Source organism: Micromonospora sp. DT68 (genome assembly GCF_049847245.1).
GTDB lineage: Bacteria > Actinomycetota > Actinomycetes > Mycobacteriales > Micromonosporaceae > Micromonospora > Micromonospora profundi.
On record NZ_JBNCNZ010000017.1, the window covers coordinates 69,838 to 87,537 of the forward strand.

18 protein-coding genes are annotated in these 17,700 nt (G+C 74.0%); 11 read left to right on the forward strand and 7 right to left on the reverse strand.

Annotated elements, in window-relative coordinates; all coding sequences use genetic code 11:
• Positions 1 to 61 precede the first annotated feature (61 nt).
• Positions 62 to 1,333 (forward strand): MFS transporter, encoded by a 1,272-nt coding sequence (locus tag ACPXB1_RS25260; RefSeq protein ID WP_355595642.1) that lies wholly within the window; start codon positions 62 to 64, stop codon positions 1,331 to 1,333.
• On the opposite strand, the gene ACPXB1_RS25265 is transcribed toward ACPXB1_RS25260, so the two are convergent.
• The 4 genes from ACPXB1_RS25265 to ACPXB1_RS25280 form a co-directional block, all read right to left on the reverse strand.
• The gene (locus ACPXB1_RS25265; RefSeq protein ID WP_053653440.1) at positions 1,288 to 1,545 is read right to left on the reverse strand and encodes a hypothetical protein; all 258 of its coding nucleotides are present in this window, start codon (positions 1,543 to 1,545) and stop codon (positions 1,288 to 1,290) included. The two genes, ACPXB1_RS25260 and ACPXB1_RS25265, sit on opposite strands and share 46 nt — an antisense overlap.
• A gap of 108 nt (positions 1,546 to 1,653) precedes the next feature.
• Positions 1,654 to 2,115 (reverse strand): SRPBCC family protein, encoded by a 462-nt coding sequence (locus tag ACPXB1_RS25270; RefSeq protein WP_355595640.1) that lies wholly within the window; start codon positions 2,113 to 2,115, stop codon positions 1,654 to 1,656.
• A 52-nt stretch (positions 2,116 to 2,167) separates the two neighbouring features.
• On the reverse strand, positions 2,168 to 2,584 hold the full coding sequence (locus ACPXB1_RS25275; protein ID WP_355595638.1) for a DUF2795 domain-containing protein: 417 nt from the start codon (positions 2,582 to 2,584) through the stop codon (positions 2,168 to 2,170).
• An 83-nt stretch (positions 2,585 to 2,667) separates the two neighbouring features.
• Complete coding sequence (locus ACPXB1_RS25280) at positions 2,668 to 3,654, reverse strand: YihY/virulence factor BrkB family protein (protein WP_355595636.1); 987 nt, start codon at positions 3,652 to 3,654, stop codon at positions 2,668 to 2,670.
• Positions 3,655 to 3,822: 168 nt separating this feature from the next.
• Here ACPXB1_RS25280 and ACPXB1_RS25285 point away from each other — a divergent pair, with 168 nt between their 5' ends.
• Positions 3,823 to 4,224 (forward strand): ChaB family protein, encoded by a 402-nt coding sequence (locus ACPXB1_RS25285; RefSeq protein ID WP_355595634.1) that lies wholly within the window; start codon positions 3,823 to 3,825, stop codon positions 4,222 to 4,224.
• Positions 4,225 to 4,275: 51 nt separating this feature from the next.
• On the opposite strand, the gene ACPXB1_RS25290 is transcribed toward ACPXB1_RS25285, so the two are convergent.
• Positions 4,276 to 5,709, reverse strand: a complete 1,434-nt coding sequence (locus tag ACPXB1_RS25290; RefSeq protein ID WP_355595632.1) for an aldehyde dehydrogenase family protein — start codon at positions 5,707 to 5,709, stop codon at positions 4,276 to 4,278.
• 72 nt (positions 5,710 to 5,781) lie between these two features.
• On the opposite strand from ACPXB1_RS25290, the gene ACPXB1_RS25295 reads away from it, so the two are divergent.
• A complete protein-coding gene (locus ACPXB1_RS25295) occupies positions 5,782 to 7,389 on the forward strand; it encodes a phytoene desaturase family protein (protein ID WP_425735880.1) in 1,608 nt (535 codons plus the stop codon).
• A 45-nt stretch (positions 7,390 to 7,434) separates the two neighbouring features.
• Here the strand turns inward: ACPXB1_RS25295 and ACPXB1_RS25300 are convergent, their stop codons facing one another.
• Both ACPXB1_RS25300 and ACPXB1_RS25305 read right to left on the reverse strand, forming a co-directional pair.
• On the reverse strand, positions 7,435 to 8,202 hold the full coding sequence (locus ACPXB1_RS25300) for a polyprenol monophosphomannose synthase (RefSeq protein WP_053653488.1): 768 nt from the start codon (positions 8,200 to 8,202) through the stop codon (positions 7,435 to 7,437).
• A gap of 141 nt (positions 8,203 to 8,343) precedes the next feature.
• A complete protein-coding gene (locus tag ACPXB1_RS25305) occupies positions 8,344 to 8,790 on the reverse strand; it encodes an SRPBCC family protein (RefSeq protein WP_355595628.1) in 447 nt (148 codons plus the stop codon).
• 155 nt (positions 8,791 to 8,945) lie between these two features.
• On the opposite strand from ACPXB1_RS25305, the gene ACPXB1_RS25310 reads away from it, so the two are divergent.
• From ACPXB1_RS25310 to ACPXB1_RS25345, 8 genes are read left to right on the forward strand one after another with little or no spacing between them, the layout of a single operon-like run.
• Positions 8,946 to 10,640, forward strand: a complete 1,695-nt coding sequence (locus ACPXB1_RS25310) for an HAD-IIIA family hydrolase (RefSeq protein ID WP_425735881.1) — start codon at positions 8,946 to 8,948, stop codon at positions 10,638 to 10,640.
• Positions 10,637 to 11,611, forward strand: a complete 975-nt coding sequence (locus tag ACPXB1_RS25315) for a glycosyltransferase family protein (protein ID WP_355595624.1) — start codon at positions 10,637 to 10,639, stop codon at positions 11,609 to 11,611. Before ACPXB1_RS25310 ends, ACPXB1_RS25315 begins: the two co-directional genes overlap by 4 nt.
• Positions 11,596 to 12,813, forward strand: coding sequence for a glycosyltransferase (locus ACPXB1_RS25320; RefSeq protein WP_355595622.1), 1,218 nt, complete (start codon positions 11,596 to 11,598; stop codon positions 12,811 to 12,813). Before ACPXB1_RS25315 ends, ACPXB1_RS25320 begins: the two co-directional genes overlap by 16 nt.
• Complete coding sequence (locus ACPXB1_RS25325) at positions 12,810 to 13,520, forward strand: D-sedoheptulose-7-phosphate isomerase (protein ID WP_425735888.1); 711 nt, start codon at positions 12,810 to 12,812, stop codon at positions 13,518 to 13,520. Before ACPXB1_RS25320 ends, ACPXB1_RS25325 begins: the two co-directional genes overlap by 4 nt.
• 16 nt (positions 13,521 to 13,536) lie before the next feature.
• Positions 13,537 to 15,051, forward strand: coding sequence for a PfkB family carbohydrate kinase (locus ACPXB1_RS25330; RefSeq protein ID WP_355595620.1), 1,515 nt, complete (start codon positions 13,537 to 13,539; stop codon positions 15,049 to 15,051).
• Positions 15,048 to 15,749, forward strand: a complete 702-nt coding sequence (locus ACPXB1_RS25335) for an SDR family oxidoreductase (RefSeq protein ID WP_425735882.1) — start codon at positions 15,048 to 15,050, stop codon at positions 15,747 to 15,749. Before ACPXB1_RS25330 ends, ACPXB1_RS25335 begins: the two co-directional genes overlap by 4 nt.
• Complete coding sequence (locus tag ACPXB1_RS25340) at positions 15,746 to 16,699, forward strand: glycosyltransferase family 9 protein (RefSeq protein WP_425735883.1); 954 nt, start codon at positions 15,746 to 15,748, stop codon at positions 16,697 to 16,699. The genes ACPXB1_RS25335 and ACPXB1_RS25340 overlap by 4 nt, the downstream gene beginning before the upstream one ends.
• Positions 16,683 to 17,666 (forward strand): DNA topoisomerase IB, encoded by a 984-nt coding sequence (locus ACPXB1_RS25345; protein ID WP_355595614.1) that lies wholly within the window; start codon positions 16,683 to 16,685, stop codon positions 17,664 to 17,666. The genes ACPXB1_RS25340 and ACPXB1_RS25345 overlap by 17 nt, the downstream gene beginning before the upstream one ends.
• Positions 17,667 to 17,700 lie beyond the last annotated feature (34 nt).

The window sequence follows — 17,700 nt, forward strand, 5'->3', positions numbered from 1 at the left end:
GTCGTGCCCGACGGCCGCCTGCCGTCGCCGGTAAACTGCCGCTGCGGCAGGATGGTGTTTCGTGTCTTCCGCGCCCACACCGCCCCGCGCCTCGCTGCTCCTGCTGGCCTATCTCGGGTTCGTCAGCCTCGGCCTGCCCGACGGGCTGCTCGGCGTCGGCTGGCCGTCCATCCGGACGGATTTCGACGTCCCGACCGAAGCCGTCGGGCTGATCCTCACCGCGGGCACCGTCGGCTACCTCACCTCAAGCGTGCTCGCCGGCTTCACGCTGGCCCGGCTCGGCGTGGGCGCGCTACTGGCCGGCAGCACCCTGCTGGCCAGCCTGGCGCTCACCGGTTACGCGCTGAGCCCCGCCCTGGCCGTGATCGTGGGCTGCGCGCTGCTGCTCGGGCTCGGCTCCGGTGCGATCGACTCCGGTCTCAACGCGTACGCCGCCGGTGCCTTCGGGCCGCGCCACATGAACTGGCTGCACGCCTTCTTCGGCCTGGGCGTGGCGATCGGACCGCTCGTCATGACGGCGGTCCTGAGCGCCGGGCTGAGCTGGCGGTGGGGGTACGGCATCGTGGCAGCCGCCCAACTCGTCCTCGCCACAGCGTTCGCGCTCACAGTGCGGGCCTGGCAGCGTCCCGCCCCGGCCCCCACGCCCGGCGACGAGGCGTCAGCGCCGGTGGTGCGGGTTCCGGTCCTGGCCACCCTCCGTCTGCCGGCCGTGTGGTCCGGAACTGTCGCCTTCACGCTGTACGTGGCAATCGAGGTGTCCGCCGGGCTGTGGGCGTTCCTGCTGCTGACCGAGGGGCGTGGCCTGAGCGCGGCGGTGGCCGGCGGCTGCGTCTCCGCGTACTGGGGAAGCCTGTTCGTCGGCCGGCTGGTGCAGGGCGTGGTGGCCGAGCGGTTGGGGCCCCGGCTGGTCCTGCGCGCCAGCCTGGCCGGCATGGTCGTCGGCGCGGCGTTGATCGCCGTACCCGGGTCGGCCGCGCTCGCCGTGCTCGGTCTGGTCGTTGTCGGCTTCGCCGCGGCGCCGGTGTTTCCGCTGCTCACCCTCACCACCGCCGACCGGGTCGGCGCGGAGCACGCGGACCGGGCCATCGGGCTTCAGATCGGCGCCGCAGGCCTGGGCGCGGCGCTCGTCCCGGCCGGGCTGGGCGTGTTGATCGGCAACACGTCGGTGCAGGCCCTCGGCCCGGCGCTCGTGGTGCTCGCGTTGGCGCTCGTCGTGCTCTACGAGCTGGGGGCCCACGGGCCCAGGGCCGGCGGGAAGCAGACAGCGACGGGTACGCCCGCCGGGGACTATCCGACGTCCGGGCCGGTGCGTCCGGTGGTCGACGGGCGGTAGGCGCGGTCCGGGTCGGTCGGCTCCCGGCCGGCGCCCTCGGCCTGGCCACCACGGTCCGCTGCCGCCGGCCCGTGCCCGAAAGCGGCCTCCTCGCCGGCGTCGTTGCCTGTCACGTCATCGGCCTGCCCGTCGATGCTGGAGCCCGCCACGGCGCGCTCCAACTCCTCGAGCGAAAGCCGTTCCTCGTTGCGCCACACCCTGTCGTCCGTCATGCCATCAGCGGTACCCGGGCGCGATGATCGCAAACTGGCCGGCCCGGCCGGAGAGACGGCGATGGCCGCCGGGAAACCCGGCGGCCATCGCGCGAATGCGTCTCATCCTCACGGCTGCGGTCGGTCCACCGTGCCGCGCCAGGCGCCGGTCTCGTGCCCGCGCCGCTCGATGTACGTCTTGAACCGCTCCAGGTCGCCCTTGGCCCGCCGGTCGACGATGCCGAGCTTGTCGCCGGCCTGCTCGACGACCCCGTGCGGCTCGAACTCGAGCTGCAGCGTGACCCGCGTCTTGCTCTCGTCGAGCCGGTGGAAGGTCACCACACCGGCCTGCTGGGTGCCCCCTGTGGAACGCCACGCGACGCGCTCGTCGGGGAGCTGCTCGGTGATCTCGGCGTCGAACTCACGCTTGACGCCGGCGATGTCCACCGTCCAGTGGGTCATCGTGTCGGAGAGCTGCCGGACCTCCTGCACGCCCTCCATGAAGTGGGGGAACTCCTCGAACTGCGTCCACTGGTCGTAGGCGGTGCGGACGGGTACGGAAACCTCGACGTGTTCGGTAACGCCACTCATCAGGAACCTCCTTCAGTCGCCGGTCGTCGTCAGGATCGGGGGGCGATCCCTCTTACCAGCGGGTTGTCTCGTTGCGGTGGCCGAGCGCGGCCCAGACCTCGGAGACGGTCTGATACTCGGTGCCTTCGGGCAGCCGTTCGAGCGCCGCCACGATGTCGTCCGGCGCCTCGTTCTCGCGGGCACTGGCGATGAGCACCAGGCGGTCGCCCGGCAGCGCACTCATCGAGATGAACCGGCCGAGCCGGCTGCGCTGCTCGACGTCCGCGGAACTCATCCCCTGCGGGGTGCCCGTGCGCAGGTCACCGGCCGGGGCCGTGGTGGCCTCCGGCTGGTCCTCGCCGGCCGGCTCCGGCACCCGGGACTCGTCGACCCGAGAGCCACCGGTCCCCGGCCCCTGGACGAGGCCGCTGACCTCCTGGCTCATCTGCTCGTCGATCCTCGGTCCGTGCTTGCTGTTGCCACGCTCCATGCCTTTTGGGCTACCCGGCACCCCGGCGGGTAAACCGGCACCGGGTCACGAACCGTCCCCCTGGGCCGGTCCGGGGCCGGACGTCAGGAGTCGGCGTCGGCGGACTTGCGTGGCGGCAGCACCGGTTCCTCCGGGTCGGGGTCGCCGGCCTGCAACTGCCGACCTCGCTGCACCTCGGCGTTGATCTGCACGCCCAGCATCAGGGCCGAGTTGGACAGGTAGAGCCACACCAGGAACGCGATGGCCGCGCCCAGACTGCCGTAGGTCGTGTCGTACGAGCCGAAGTTGGCCACGTAGAGGCCGAAGCCGAAGGAGACCGCCACCCAGGACACCAGGGCCACCGCCCCGCCGGGGGTGAGCCAGCGGAACCGGGGCTGGCGCACGTTGGGGGCGATCCAGAACAGCAGGGACAGCAACGCCATCATGATCATGGCGAGCACCGGCCACTTCGCCACACTCCACACAGTGCGGGCCAGACCACCGGCGTTGACCAGATCGCCGACCGCGTCGGTCACCGGACCGCTGACGATCAGCCCGAGTGCCACCACGGCGAGCAGCACCAACGTGATCGCGGCCAGCCCGATCTGCAACGGCCGCAGCTTCCACACCGGCCGGCCCTCGGTCACCCCGTAGATCGCGTTCGAGGCGCGGGTGAACGCGCCGATGAAACCCGACGCCGACCAGAGCGCGCCGAGCAGACCGAAGCTCAACAGCACCTTGGCGTTGCTCTGCTCGACCACCACGGCCCGGATCACCCCGACCACGCCGTCGTCGGCCACCACCGACCCGGCGCCCACCTGTCGGGCCAGGTCGACCACCGTGTCGACGGTCTGCTCGCCGCTGGACACCAGGCCGACAAGGGCCACCACCACGATTGTGGACGGAAAGAGCGCCAACACTCCGTAGTAGGTGAGCGCGGCGGCCCAGTCCGAGCAGTTGTCGGCGACGAAGTTACGCACGCTGCGGACCAGCACCCCGCGCCAGGTCCGCCAGCTCAGCTGCCGGACCCGCCGGGGCACCCGAGCGCCGAATGAGCCGCCGAGCGTCGTACCGGGCTCTGTGGTCGTCATGCCCGCTCCCTGTGCCCCGGCCGCCGGATGACCGCTCACCCGGTCGGGCCTGGCCGGTACCCACGTGGCGAAATCCACAAACCCCGCTGGGCCGACGCGGCCCACGGTTTGCCGTCCGGACGCCGGGGAACGGTCACAGGGACCCTGTCGAACACGGAGGAGGACGAGATGCCCGGGCGCGAGGACATGCCCAGCACGCTGCGACGCTCCCCGGACAAGGCGCAGCGCACCTGGGAGAAGACGCACGACTCGGCGGTGGAGACCTACGGCGAGGGGGAGCGGTCGCACCGCGCCGCGTTCGCCGCTGTCAAGCACCAGTTCGAGAAGGTCGGCGACCACTGGGAGCCCAAGGGTCGCAAGGGCCCGAGCGACAGGCAGGCCGCCGGCGGCGGCCCGGAGCGACGGGCACCCACAGCGGGTGGGGTGGACGCCAACGCCACAAAGGACCACCTGCTGTCGGTGGCCCGCAAGTTGGACGTGGCCGGCCGGTCCAGCATGACGAAGCCGGAACTGGTCAAGGCCATCGAGAAGGCCAACGACCGCGCCACCCGCAAGGCGCGCGGCAACTAGTTGGCCCGACCGGTACGGGCGGGGGTGCCACCCCTGCCCCCGCCCGTACGCTCACCAGTGGCCGCCGCCCGGCGCCTCGATGTGCACCGCCTTCGTCGCGGTGAACTCGTCGAGCAACTCCGGGCCGTACCCGAAGCCGTGCCCACTGGCCCGGCGTGGGTGCGCGGCACCGCCCGGCGCGCCACCGAACACCGCGTTGACCTTCACGGTGCCTACCGGCAGCTCCCGCCAGGCGCGCTGGGCGTGACTCATCGACCCGGTCAGCACCGTGGCGGCCAGGCCGTACGGCGAGTCCGCCGCGCAGCGCAGGGCCTCGTCGAACGAGTCGACGACCACCACCGGTGCGACAGGCCCGAAGGTCTCCTCGCGTACCAGCGGCATGTCGTGTCGGCAGTCCGTGACCACCGTGGCCGGGTAGAACGCGCCCGGCCCGTCCGGCACCTCGCCGCCGACCAGGACCCGCGCGCCGTCGGCCACCGCCGCCGTCACCTGACCGTGCACGTGGTCGCGGTGCCGCCTGTCGACAAGCGGGCCCAGCTCGGTGCCCGGGTCCCGCCCCGGCCCGACCCGCAGCGCGTCGGCGTGCCCCACGAGCGCTGCCACGAAATCGTCGGCGACCTGCCGGTGCACGTAGATCCGCTCCACAGCCACGCAGATCTGCCCGGCGTTTGCGAACGCGCCGAGCGCGGCCTGACCGGCCGCCCACAGCGGGTCGACGTCGGCATCGACGATCAACGGGTCGCTGCCACCGTTCTCCAGCAGCACCTTCGCGCCGGTCCGGGCCGCGGCGGCGGCGATCGCCCGTCCGGTCGCTGTGGAACCCACGTGCGCCACCACGTCGACGTCCTGGGCGGCAAGCGCCGCGCCGACCTCCGGGCCGCCGGTGAGCAGCGACAGCACACCCGCCGGCAGCGCCCCGTCCAGGGCGCGGGCCAGCAGCCAACCCGTCGCGGGCGTCCGCTCGCTGGGCTTGTAGAGCACCACGTTGCCGGTGACCAGTGCCGCGCCGAGCAGCCCGCAGGACACCGCCACCGGGTCGTTCCACGGGGTGATCGCTGCCACCACACCACGCGGCTGCGGGGTCATGAAGTCCACCGCGTCCACGGCCCCGTGCAGGGTCCGCCCACCGCGCAGCGGGGCCAGCTCCGCGTACTGTCGGAGAGTGCCGATGCCCGCCTCGACCCCGCCCCGCGCGTCCGCGAGAGGCTTGCCCATCTCGGCGGTCACCGCCTCCGCCAGCTCGTCGATGGCCGCCGTCACCGCGTCCGCCGCCCGGTGCAGCGCCGCCGCACGCTCGGCCGGCGCTGTCGCCGCCCACTCGGCCGCCGCCTCACGTGCCGCCTGCGCCGCCTTGCCGACCTCGTCGGCAGTGGCCACCGGCACCGAGCTGACCGGGGAGCCGTCCGCCGGATCGTGGACGACCAGTTCGCCGCCCGCACCGCCGGTGCCCCACACTCCGCCCACCAACTGCGCAACCGTGTACATGCGGCGCTGCATGCCCCGGCCCGGGGGAGGCAAACGCGTTTCGCCCGGTTGCCCGCCGGGTAGGCGGATCCGATGACCACCACCGGCGCGCAGAGCGCGGACGCCGTCGTCGTCGGGGCCGGCCACAACGGTCTCGTCGCGGCCAACCTGCTCGCCGACGCAGAATGGGACGTGGTGGTGCTGGAGGCCACGGCGGTGCCCGGCGGCGCTGTCCAGTCCGCCGAGGTGACCGCTCCGGGCTACCTCAGCGACCTCTACAGCTCGTTCTACCCCCTCGGGTACGCATCACCAGTGCTGCACGGGCTCGGCCTGGACCGGTACGGGCTGCGCTGGCGTCACGCACCTGACGTGCTGGCGCACCTGCTGCCCGACGGCCGGGCCGCGGTGGTGAACCGGGACCCGGACGTCACTGCCGCATCGCTCGAACAGTTCGCACCCGGCGACGGCAAGCGCTGGCTCGACGCGTACAGCGACTGGCTCGACGTGGCCGACCCGATGCTCACCACGATCACCACGCCGTTCCCGCCGGTGCGCGGCGGGCTCGGCCTGCTGCGCCAACTGCGGATCGCGGGCGCCCTGCGGCTGGCCCGGCGCCTTGTGGTGCCGGTCCGCAAGCTCGGCGACGAACTGTTCGACGGCCCCGGCGGGCCCGCGCTGCTCGCCGGCTGCGCCCTGCACACCGACCTGTCGCCCGAGGAGGCCGGCTCCGGCGTGTACGGCTGGCTGCTGGCCATGCTCGGGCAGCAGGTCGGCTGGCCGGTGCCCGACGGCGGCGCGCGGCGGATCACCGAGGCGCTCGTGGCCCGGTTGCAGGAACGCGGCGGCCGCATCCTCTACGGCGCCCGCGTCGACAGGGTGCTCACCGCCCGAGGCCGCGCCATGGGCGTACGCACCGAGGGCGGCACGCTGTGGCGTGCCCGCCGGGCCGTCCTCGCCGACGTGCCGGCACCGGCGCTGTACCTCGACCTCGTCGGGGCGGCAGTGCTGCCGAGCCGGCTGGTGGAGGACCTGGCGCACTTCCGGTGGGACGGCTCGACGCTGAAGGTCGACTGGGCGCTCTCCGCGCCGGTGCCGTGGACCAACCGGCAGGTCGCCGGCGCGGGCACCGTGCACCTCGGCGCGGACCTCAACGGGTTGACCTCCTACGCCGGTGAGCTGGCCCGCGGCGAGCTGCCCCGGGACCCGTTCCTGCTGGTGGGGCAGATGTCAGTGGCCGACCCCAGCCACTCCCCGCCGGGCACCGAGTCGCTGTGGGCGTACACCCATCTGCCGTTTCGGCGGGACTGGCGGGCCGAGGACATCGCCGGGCACGTGCGCCGGATGGAGGACGTGCTGGAGGCTGCGGCGCCGGGCTTCCGGCAGCTCGTCGTCGGCCGGCACGTGGCCGGGCCCGCAGACCTGGAGAAAAGCAACCCGAGCCTTGTCGGCGGCGCGCTCGGCGGTGGCACCGCCGCCGCGTACCAGCAGCTGTTCCTGCGCCCGATCCCCGGCCTGGGCCGCGCGGACACCCCGGTGGACAGGCTCTTCCTGGCCAGCGCGTCGGCGCACCCCGGTGGAGGGGTGCACGGCGCTCCGGGCGCGAACGCGGCCCGCGCCGCGCTGGCCCGCGACCGCGCCCTCACCGGGCGGGCTTACGCCGCGGCCATCGCCACCGCCCACCGCGCCGTCTATCCCGACTGAAGGACCCGGCCGGCCCGCCTCGCGGTGGTGCCGGTCGGGCGTGGGTCAGCCGGTGATGTTGCGGTGCTTGCTGCGCAGCCGGAACGGCATCAACGCGCTCTCGACCTTTGTCGCGGTGGTCATCTTCGAGACGCCGTCGCGGCGCTCCTCGAAGCGGATCGGCACCTCAAGGATGGTGTGCCCGAGCTTGGTGGCCAGGTAGTGCATCTCCACCTGGAAGCTGTAGCCGTTTGACTGCACCCGGTGCAGGCCGATGTCCTTGAGCGCGTCCGCCCGCCAGATCTTGAAGCCGGCCGTGAGGTCCCGGATCCGCACCCGCAGCAGCGTGTGCACGTAGAGGTTCGCCCAACCGCTGAGCGCCCGACGGTACAGCGGCCAGTTCTCGTCCAGCTCGCCACCGGGCACGTACCGGGAGCCGATCACCACGCCGGCCTGGGTGGAGAGCAGCGCGCCGAGCATTCCCGGCAGCGCCTCCGGCGGGTGCGACAGGTCGGCGTCCATCTGCGCCACGAACTCCGCGCCGCCCTCCAGCGCCCTGGTCATCCCGTCCACGTACGCCCGACCCAGGCCCTCCTTGCCGGCCCGGTGCATCACCTCGATCCGCTCCGGGTGCTCGATGGCCAGCTTGTCGGCCACGTCGCCGGTGCCGTCGGGCGAGTTGTCGTCGGCGACGAGAATGCGCAGACCCGGCAGCGGCAGTGCGAGCAGCCGCTCGACCAGCGCCGGGAGGTTGCCCGCCTCGTTGTAGGTCGGCACCACGACGGTCAGGTGTGCGTCTCGCCACGGCGACGGCAGCTGGACGGGTTCGATCATGTCGGACATCCTCGGTTTGCGGACACGGCTACCCCAGAGCGTAGCCAGTTACCCGATCCGGATTGAAAAGGCTCCCCGCCCGGACACCGTCGCGCTGGCCGCAGGCCGTGGCGCGGGTATGCCCTCGTCACCGCGACCGCGTCACTGCGGCCCCTTCTGCCGGGTGGCGATGTCGGAAAGCCGATTCAGCGTCTCCCGGTTACGCAGGTGCAGCACGAGGTCGTTGACCTTCGTACGGACCCAGCGCAGCGGGCCGGCGGCGAAATCCTCCCCGAGACGGACCCGGGTGGCGCCACCGTCGACCGGTTCCAGGGTGAACGCCACGATCGCCTCGCCGGCGGGCCAGAGTCCGGCCCGCAGCACCAGGCGGTGCGGTGGCTCGCAGACGAGCACCGTCGAGGCGTCCTGCAACGAGAACGGCCACGGCCCCGCCCGGTGGTGCAGCCGGCTGCCCACCCGCGGCCAGGCGTCGTCCACGTCGCGGACATGTGCCGTACCGACCACCCAGTCGCTGTACGTCCACCCGTCGGCAAGCACGTCGAACACCTGCTGCGGGGGAGCGTCGATCACTTTCTCCACTATCGCCACTGGACTCCCATACCCTCGCCGCGTAGGCGGCTAACGGGCAGGTCGGGTTAGCTTCTCCGGGGCTGCGGGTAAGGCCGACGCGGGTGCCGCGCAGTCGCCGCCCCACCGCGCCGCCGACGACGTTTACTCCTGAAGGCGTCGGGAACCCGCCGGCTGTGCGACAGGACCAGGATGATCCGTATCAGCGCAGGTCAGCCCGGGTTTATACGGGTGCTGGCCGGGCCGCTTCCGGGTTTGTCGGGTCCCCCTCGGGCGCTGTCGGGTCCTCCCCGGGCGTCCTGTACGACGCGGTGCTGCTGGACCGCGACGGCACCCTGATCGAGGACGTGCCGTACAACGGCGACCCGGAGAAGGTGCGGCCGGTGCCCGGAGCGCGGGCGGCGCTGGACCGATTGCGGGCCGCCGGCCTGCGCCTGGCCGTGGTGACCAACCAGTCGGGCCTGGCCAGGGGCTATTTCAGCGAGGAGCAGATGCGGGCGGTGCACGCCCGCGTCGAGGAGTTGCTGGGTCGCTTCGACGCGTGGCTGGTCTGCCCGCACGACGACGCGGACGGGTGCGACTGCCGTAAGCCGGCACCCGGTCTGGTGCACGCCGCCGCCCGGGAGTTGGGCACGAGCCCGTCGCGGTGCGTGGTGGTGGGCGACATCGGCCGCGACGTGGCCGCCGCGCTGGCAGCCGGCGCGGCAGGTGTGCTGGTGCCGACGCCGGTGACCCGACCGGAGGAGATCGCCGCCGCCGGGTGGGTGGCCGGCGACCTGCCTTCGGCTGTGGAGGAGATCCTGCGCCGCCAGGAGGCGGTGCGGCCCGCCCGGGTCGGTGAGCGGGTGGGCACGGCACTTGTGGTGCGCTCGGACTCGGCCGGGGACGTGCTGGTCACCGGGCCGGCGATCCGCGCCGTCGCGGCCGGCGCGCAGCGGGTGGTGCTGCTGTGCGGACCACGCGGGCGGGCGGCCGCCGACCTGCTGCCCGGCGTCGACGAGATCGTCGAGCATCCGTTGCCGTGGATCGACCCCGCGCCGGGGCCCGTCGACCCGGCCGCCATGCGGACCCTGACCGACCGCCTCGCCGCCGTCGGCGCCGACCAGGCGGTGGTGTTCACGTCGTTCCACCAGTCCGCGCTGCCGCTGGCGTTGCTGCTGCGGATGGCCGGGATCGCACGGATCGCAGCGATCAGCGACGACTACCCGGGGTCCCTCGTGGACATCCGTCACCGGGTGCCGGTGGGCATACCCGAACCCGAACGCGCGCTCTCCCTCGCCGCCGCCGCCGGATTCCGGCTGCCCGACGGCGACGAACCGGTGCTCCGGCTTCGCTCCGACGTCGTGCCACCCCGCCCGGTCGACGCCGGCGACCCCGGCTACGTGGTGCTGCACCCGGGGTCCGCCGCGTCGAGCCGGGCCTGCCCGACCGAGCTGGCGACCCGGATCGCCGGCGCCCTGACCGCCGCCGGGCACCGCGTGCTTGTCACCGGCGGCCCCGACGAGCAGGCGGTCACCGCGCGTGTCGCGGCGGCCGGCGGCATCGACCTGGGCGGCCGGACCGACCTCGCCGGGCTCGCCGCGATAGTGGCCGACGCCGGGGCGGTAGTGGTCGGCAACACCGGCCCCGCGCACCTGGCCGCCGCCGCAGGGGTGCCGGTCGTGAGCCTCTTCGCACCGACTGTCCCCTTCGGGCAGTGGGGGCCCTACCGGGTGCCCACAGTCCGCCTCGGCGACGCCGGCGCGGCCTGCCGGGACACCCGGGCGGCCACCTGCCCGGTCCCCGGGCACCCCTGCCTCAGCGGCGTCGACCCGGCCGAGGTGGTCGACGCGGTCCGGACGCTCGCCGTCAGCAGTGGTGGCGGCCGATGAACATCCTCCTCTGGCACGTGCACGGCTCCTGGACCACGTCGTTCGTGCACGGCGCCCACCGCTACCTGATCCCCACGACACCCGACCGCGGCCCGTACGGACTCGGCCGGGCCCGCACCTATCCCTGGCCGGACAGCGCCGTCGAGGTCGCCCCCGACGACCTGCCGGACACCGACGTCGACGTGGTCATCCTGCAACGCCCGGAAGAGGTCGACCTGGCCGAGCAGTGGCTGGGTCGGCGGCCCGGCCGCGACGTCCCCGCCATCTACGTGGAGCACAACACGCCGAAGGGCGACGTGCCGAACACCCGCCACCCGATGGCCGACCGCACGGACCTGCTCATCGCCCACGTCACCGGGTTCAACCAGATCTTCTGGGACACCGGCGCCACCCGCACCAGCGTCGTGGACCACGGCATCGTCGCGCCGGCCGTGTCGTACACCGGGGAACTGGACCGGCTGGCCGTGGTCATCAACGAGCCGGTACGGCGGGGACGGGTCACCGGCACCGACCTGCTGCCCCGCTTCGCCGAGATCGCGCCGCTTGACGTGTACGGCATGGGCGTCGCCGGCCTCGCCGACCACCTCGGGCTGCCAGCCGACCGGCTGACCAGCCACGACGACGTACCCCAGGACCAGATGCACGCCGAGTTGGCGCGGCGGCGCGCGTACCTGCACCTGTGCCGCTGGACGTCACTCGGGCTGAGCCTCATCGAGGCGATGGCGATCGGCATGCCTGTCGTCGCGCTCGCCACCACCGAGGCGGTGACAGCGGTTCCGCCCGAGGCGGGAGCCCTCGCCACCCGGATGGACACCCTGCTCGACGCCGCCAGCCGGTTCATCGCCGAACCGGCCGCCGCACGTCAGGCGGGCGCGGCGGCGCGGACCGCCGCGCGTGACAGGTACGGCCTCGACCGTTTCCTCGCTGACTGGGACCGGCTGCTGGAGGAGGAAGTATGCGGATCGCGATGATCTCGGAGCACGCCAGCCCGCTCGCCATCCTCGGAGGCGAGGATGCCGGCGGCCAGAACACCCACGTCGCGGAACTGTCCGCCGCGCTCGCCGCGGCAGGGCACGAGGTGCGGGTCTACACCCGACGCGACGCCCCCGACCTGCCGGTGACAGTCCGCACCCCCGACGGGTACGACGTGGTGCACGTGCCAGCCGGCCCGGCCGAGCCGGTCGTCAAGGACGCGCTGCTGCCGCACATGCGGGAGTTCAGCAGGTGGCTCGTCGAACGGTGGCGGGGTGGCGACTGGGTCCCCGAGGTGATCCACGCCCACTTCTGGATGAGCGGCCTGGCGGCGTTGACGGCCGGCCGCCAGACCGGGGTGCCTGTCGTGCAGACGTACCACGCGTTGGGCACCGTGAAGCGTCGCTACCAGGGCGTGCAGGACACCAGCCCGGCCCGGCGCATCTCCTACGAGCGGGAGTTGGGCCGTTCGGTGGACCGGGTCGTGGCCCAGTGCCGCGACGAGGTCGGGGAACTGGTCCGGATGGGTGTGCCCCGGTCGCGGATGACTGTCGTCCCGTCCGGGGTCAACCTCGCCTCGTTCACCCCGCTCGGGCCGGCCGCCGACCGCGAACCGGGTCGGGCGCGCATCCTGACCGTGGGCCGGCTCGTCGAACGCAAGGGCTTCCAGACTGTGGTACGCGCCATGGCGCTGGTCCCGGACGCCGAATGCGTGGTGGTCGGCGGGCCGCCCGAAGGGCTGCTGGAGACCGACCCGTACGCCCGGCGGCTGCGGGCGCTCGCCGACTCGTGCGGCGTCGCCGACCGGGTCCACCTCGTCGGCGCGGTGCCCCGGGAGGAGATGGGCCGCTGGTACCGCTCGGCGGACCTGCTGGTCGCCGCACCCTGGTACGAGCCGTTCGGGTTGACCCCGCTGGAGGCGATGGCCTGCGGCGTACCTGTCGTCGGCACCGCCGTGGGCGGCATCCGTGACACTGTGGTCGACGGGACGACAGGTGACCTCGTGCCGGCCCGCGACCCGCACGCCCTGGCCACCGCCATCCAGCGGCTGCTCGACGATCGGATCCGGCGCTTCCGGTACGCGACGGCGGCGAGCGAGCGCGCCCGGTCGCGGTACTCGTGGGCGGCCACCGCGGAACGCCTGGCCGAGATCTACGGCGAGGTGGCGGCGGTGCACCGGCCGACGCGGGTGGTGGCCTGATGCCGGCGGGTAGCCTGCTCGACACCCACCTTGGCAACCTCGCCGCGGCGCTGACGCCGTACCGGCGGTGTGAGCCGCAACTGGCGCGCTGGGGCGCGGACCTGGCGCACCGGCTGGCTGGCGGCGGCCGCTTGCTGGTGGCCGGAAACGGTGGCAGCGCCGCCGAGGCCCAGCACCTCACCGCCGAACTGGTGGGCAGGCTGCACGACGACCGTCAGCCGCTGTCGGCCATCGCCCTGCACGCCGAGACCAGTGCCGTGACCGCCATCGCCAACGACTACGGCTACGACGCCGTCTACGCGCGCCAGGTGCGCGCCCACGGCCGTCCGGGCGACGTCCTGCTGCTGCTCAGCACGAGCGGCGCCAGCCCCAACCTGCTCGCCGCCGCGCACGCCGCCCGCGAGGTCGGCCTCACCACCTGGGCGCTGACCGGCCCCGTACCCAATCCCCTCGCGGACGTGTGCGACGAGGCGCTCGCCGTGCCGTCGGCCGACACCCAGGTCGTGCAGGAGCTGCACCTGGTGACCGGCCACCTGCTGTGCGAGTACCTCGAACAGGAGCTGCCGGCCGCGCTCGCCGCCGCCGTACCCGCCGGCCCGGTGCCGGCCGAGCCCGCGCCGGCCGGTCGGCTGCCATCCGGGGGACCGGTGCGCACCGGGGTCGAGGTGGTGCTCGACGGCGGTACGGGACGGCAGGTCGACGCGTGAGGATGAGGAGGAAAGCGTGAGGGGACCCGTGGTGGTGGTCGGGGACACCCTGCTCGACCGGGACGTGGAGGGGGTGGTGAACCGCCTCTGCCCGGACTCCCCGGTGCCGGTGCTCGACGAGACGTCGGCTGTCGACAGGCCCGGTGGCGCCGGCCTGGCGGCGGTGTTCGCGGCCGCGCAGGGCGCCGACGTGGTGCTGGTGACCGCGCTCGCCGACGACGCCGGCGGCGCGCGGCTCAGCTCGCTGCTCGCCGCCGCCGGGGTACTTGTGTATCCGCTGGCGCTGCGCGGCGCGACACCGGAGAAGATCCGTCTGCGGGCGAGAGGCCGGGTGCTGCTGCGTCACGACCGTGGCGGCGCCTCCGGTGACCCGGGTGAGCCCTCCGACGAGGTGCTGCGGGTGATCGGCGCGGCTTCGGCGGTGCTGGTCAGCGACTACGGCCGAGGTGTGGCACGGCAACCAGCGCTGCGGGCCGCGCTGGCCGCCACCCGCGCGCCGGTGGTGTGGGACCCGCACCCGCGCGGCCCGGCCGCCGTGCCCGGTGTGCACCTGGCCACCCCGAACGAGGCGGAGGTACGCGACCTGGTCCCCGCGCTGCCCGGAGCGTCGCGGCTGGCCACCGCCTCCCGGGGCGCCCAGGGGCTGCGGCGGCGCTGGCGGGCCGGCGCGGTGGCGGTGACCCTGGGCGGGGACGGCGCGCTGCTCTGCCACGCCGGCTCGACGCCGCTTGTGGTGCCCACGCCGGGCAGCGCCGAGGGGGACACCTGCGGGGCCGGCGACCGGTTCGCCGCCGCCGCCAGTCTGGCTCTGGCCGGCGGCGCGCTTGTCTCCGAGGCGGTGCAGGCGGCTGTCGCCGAGGCGTCCGCGTACGTGGCAGGTGGGGGAGTTGCGGCGGCCCTGCCGCCGCCGGTGCGACCGGTCCGGGAGACGGCATCGCGGGCACCCCGGTCGGTGACGAGCCTGTCCGGCGTCGCCGGGGACCGGGTGGGCGTCGCGGCGGTCGCGGCGCTGCTCGCCGAGGTGCGGGCCGCGGGCGGCACCGTGGTGGCCACCGGAGGGTGCTTCGACCTGCTGCACGCCGGGCACGTGGCCACCCTCCAGGCGGCCCGGCAGTTGGGCGACTGCCTGATCGTGTGCGTGAACTCCGACGCCAGTGTCGCCGGGCTCAAGGGCCCGGACCGGCCGGTGATGGCCGAGGGTGACCGCGCGCGGCTGCTGGCCGCGTTGGGCTGCGTGGACGCCGTCCTGATCTTCGAGGAGCCGACGCCGGACGCGGTGCTGTCCTGGGTGCGCCCCGACGTCTGGGTCAAGGGCGGGGACTACGCCACCGGCGGCGGGGACTCCACAGCGCTGCCCGAGGCGGAGGTCCTGCGCCGCTGGGGTGGCAACACTGTGGTGGTGCCCTATCTGGACGGTAGGTCCACCACCGACATGATCGCCCGCTCCGGAGGTCGGACCACCGGGACCGAGCCCGCATTCGGGCAACCGGCCGCGGTGTCGGCGTCGATGACGCGGGAGGGGACCCGATGACCGCGAAGAGCCCCGGCGCCGGCCCCACAGTCCTGGTCACCGGCGGCTCCAGCGGTCTCGGCGCGGCGGTGGTCGCCGCTGTCGCCGCGTCCGGTGGCCGCCCGCTGGTGCTGGACCGGCAGCCGCCGGCCGACGGGGTGTCGTGGACGGAGTGCGACCTGGCCGACACCCGGACCGCCGAGGCGGCCACCCGGCACCTCGCCGAGCAGGCCGGGGGCCTCGACGCGGTGGTCACCGCAGCCGGCATGGACGTGCCGGGTCGCCTCGCCGACGTGCCGGGGGAGACCTGGGACCGGATCGTCGCCGTCGACCTGCTGGCCACCGCCGCCGTGATCCGGGCCGCCCTGCCGTTCCTGCAGACCTCCGGGGGCCGCATCGTCACTGTCGCCTCCACACTGGGTGTCAAGGCGGTCAGCGACGCCACCGCGTACTGCGCGGCGAAGTTCGGCGTCGTCGGCTTCACCCGGGCTCTCGCCGCCGAGCTGGCCGGTCAGGTCGGGGTCACCCTGCTCATTCCCGGGGGGATGCGGACCGCGTTCTTCGACGAGCGCGACCCGCAGTACAAACCGGGGCCGGACGCCAACCTCAACGACCCCGTGGACACCGCGGCGGCGATCATGTTCGCGCTCAACCAGCCGCCCGGCTGCGCGGTCCGCGAGCTGGTGGTCTGCGCCGAGCAGGAGACGTCGTACCCGTGATCCTCGTTCTGCGCGCCCTCGGCGTCGGCGACCTGGTCACGGCGGTGCCCGCGCTGCGGGCGCTGCGGGCGGCGTACCCCGGTCGAGAGGTGGCGCTCGCCGCTCCCGCCGCGCTGGCCCCGCTTGTCGACCTGGTCGGCGGCGTCGACAGGCTGGTGGACACCTCCGGCCTGGACGGGCCGGCCTGGCCGGGCCCGGCCCCCGGGATCGCTGTCAACCTGCACGGACGCGGCCCGCAGTCGCACCGGCTGCTGGCTGCCGCAGGTCCCGCGCGGCTGTTGGCCTTCGCCAACGCCGACGCCGGGTTCGCCGACGGCCCGCGCTGGGTCGACGACGAGCACGAGGTGGACCGGTGGTGCCGGCTGCTGTCCTGGTACGGGATACCGGCCGACCGCTCTGACCTCGCGCTGCGCCGGCCCGCGCCGACCGGGCTGCCCGCCGGGGCCACAGTGCTGCATCCCGGCAGCAACGTCCCCGCGAAGCGGTGGCCCGCCGAGCGGTTCGCCGCGCTGGCGCGGACGCTCACCGACCGGGGGCACCTGGTGCTGCTCACCGGCTCGGTCGACGAGCGGGCGCTGGCCGCCCGGGTGGCCGACGAGGCCGGCCTGCCACCCGAGGCGGTGCTTGCCGGCCGCACCGACCTCGGCGCGCTGGCCGGGCTTGTCGCCGACGCCCGGCTGGTGGTCAGCGGGGACACCGGCGTGGCGCATCTGGCCACCGGCTACGGCACACCGTCGGTGGTGCTGTTCGGGCCGGTGCCGCCGGCCCGCTGGGGTCCACCGCCGGACCGGCCCCGGCACCGCGTCCTCTGGGCTGGCGACCGGGATTGGCCCAGGTGGGACGGGGTAGGAAGCCACCCGACGTTGGCGGCCGTGCACCTCGACGAGGTGCTGGCGGCCGTGGGTGAGGTGGAACGGGTGGTGCGGGTCTCCGGTGCGGTTGCGGCGTAGCGATCCGGGTCGGCCGGGATACGGCCGTCGGCGGCGCGGCAAGGGCTGGCTCTTCGTCGATCCGACCGGTGCCCCGGTCACTGACGCCGACGTCCTGGCCCGGCTGCGCGAGCTTGTCATCCCGCCGGCCTGGCAGGACGTCTGGATCTCGCCGTACCCGAATGGGCACATCCAGGCGACGGGCGTCGACGCGGCCGGCCGCAAGCAGTACGTGTACCACCCGCAGTGGCGGGAGAAGCAGGACGAGGCGAAGTTCGACCATGTGCTGGAGGTGGCCCGCCGGCTGCCGGTGCTGCGCGAGCGGGTGGGGCGCGACCTGGGCGGTCGGGGGCTCGGGCGGGGTCGGGTGCTGGCAACCGTGGCCCGGCTGCTCGACATGGGGACGTTCCGGGTCGGCAGCGACCAGTACGCGGCCGGCGACGAGCCGACGTTCGGCGTGTCCACCCTGCGGCCCGAGCACGCCCGGTCCCGGGGTGGCTGCGTGGTCTTCGAGTTTCCCGCCAAGGGCGGCATCGAGCAGGTACGCCGTATCGAGGACCCGGAGCTGTGCCAGGTGCTCACCAACCTGCGCCGCCGCCGGCGCAAGGCCGACCGGCTGTTCGGTTACTGGGACGGCCGGGAGTGGCGCGACGTACGCAGCGACGAGGTGAACGGCTACCTGCGTGACGCCAGCGGCGGGGAGATGACAGCCAAGGACTTCCGCACCTGGCACGCCACAGTGCTGGCCGCCACCGAGCTGGCGACCGTCGGCCCGGCGCGTTCGGTGACCGCCAGGCGCAAGGCCGTCGTGGCGGTGATGCGTGAGGTGGCCGAACTGCTGGGCAACACCGCCACTGTGGCCCGGACCTCGTACGTGGATCCCCGGGTGGTCGACCTGTACCACGACGGGGTGGTGGCGCCACTTGACCCGGGGGCCCCGCGTGAGGAGGCCGAGCGGATCGTGTTGGAGTTGCTGGAGAAGGCCTGACCGGCCCTGCCGGCGATCCTGGGGAGAAGGCGAC

Bases quoted from the DNA above. Each gene is read 5' to 3' on its own strand.
- ACPXB1_RS25265 (WP_053653440.1), bottom strand. From the start codon at position 1,545: ATGACGGACGACAGGGTGTGGCGCAACGAGGAACGGCTTTCGCTCGAG.
- ACPXB1_RS25270 (WP_355595640.1), bottom strand. From the start codon at position 2,115: ATGAGTGGCGTTACCGAACACGTCGAGGTTTCCGTACCCGTCCGCACC.
- ACPXB1_RS25275 (WP_355595638.1), bottom strand. From the start codon at position 2,584: ATGGAGCGTGGCAACAGCAAGCACGGACCGAGGATCGACGAGCAGATG.
- ACPXB1_RS25280 (WP_355595636.1), bottom strand. From the start codon at position 3,654: ATGACGACCACAGAGCCCGGTACGACGCTCGGCGGCTCATTCGGCGCT.
- ACPXB1_RS25285 (WP_355595634.1), top strand. From the start codon at position 3,823: ATGCCCGGGCGCGAGGACATGCCCAGCACGCTGCGACGCTCCCCGGAC.
- ACPXB1_RS25290 (WP_355595632.1), bottom strand. From the start codon at position 5,709: ATGTACACGGTTGCGCAGTTGGTGGGCGGAGTGTGGGGCACCGGCGGT.
- ACPXB1_RS25295 (WP_425735880.1), top strand. From the start codon at position 5,782: ATGACCACCACCGGCGCGCAGAGCGCGGACGCCGTCGTCGTCGGGGCC.
- ACPXB1_RS25300 (WP_053653488.1), bottom strand. From the start codon at position 8,202: ATGATCGAACCCGTCCAGCTGCCGTCGCCGTGGCGAGACGCACACCTG.
- ACPXB1_RS25315 (WP_355595624.1), top strand. From the start codon at position 10,637: ATGAACATCCTCCTCTGGCACGTGCACGGCTCCTGGACCACGTCGTTC.
- ACPXB1_RS25320 (WP_355595622.1), top strand. From the start codon at position 11,596: ATGCGGATCGCGATGATCTCGGAGCACGCCAGCCCGCTCGCCATCCTC.
- ACPXB1_RS25335 (WP_425735882.1), top strand. From the start codon at position 15,048: ATGACCGCGAAGAGCCCCGGCGCCGGCCCCACAGTCCTGGTCACCGGC.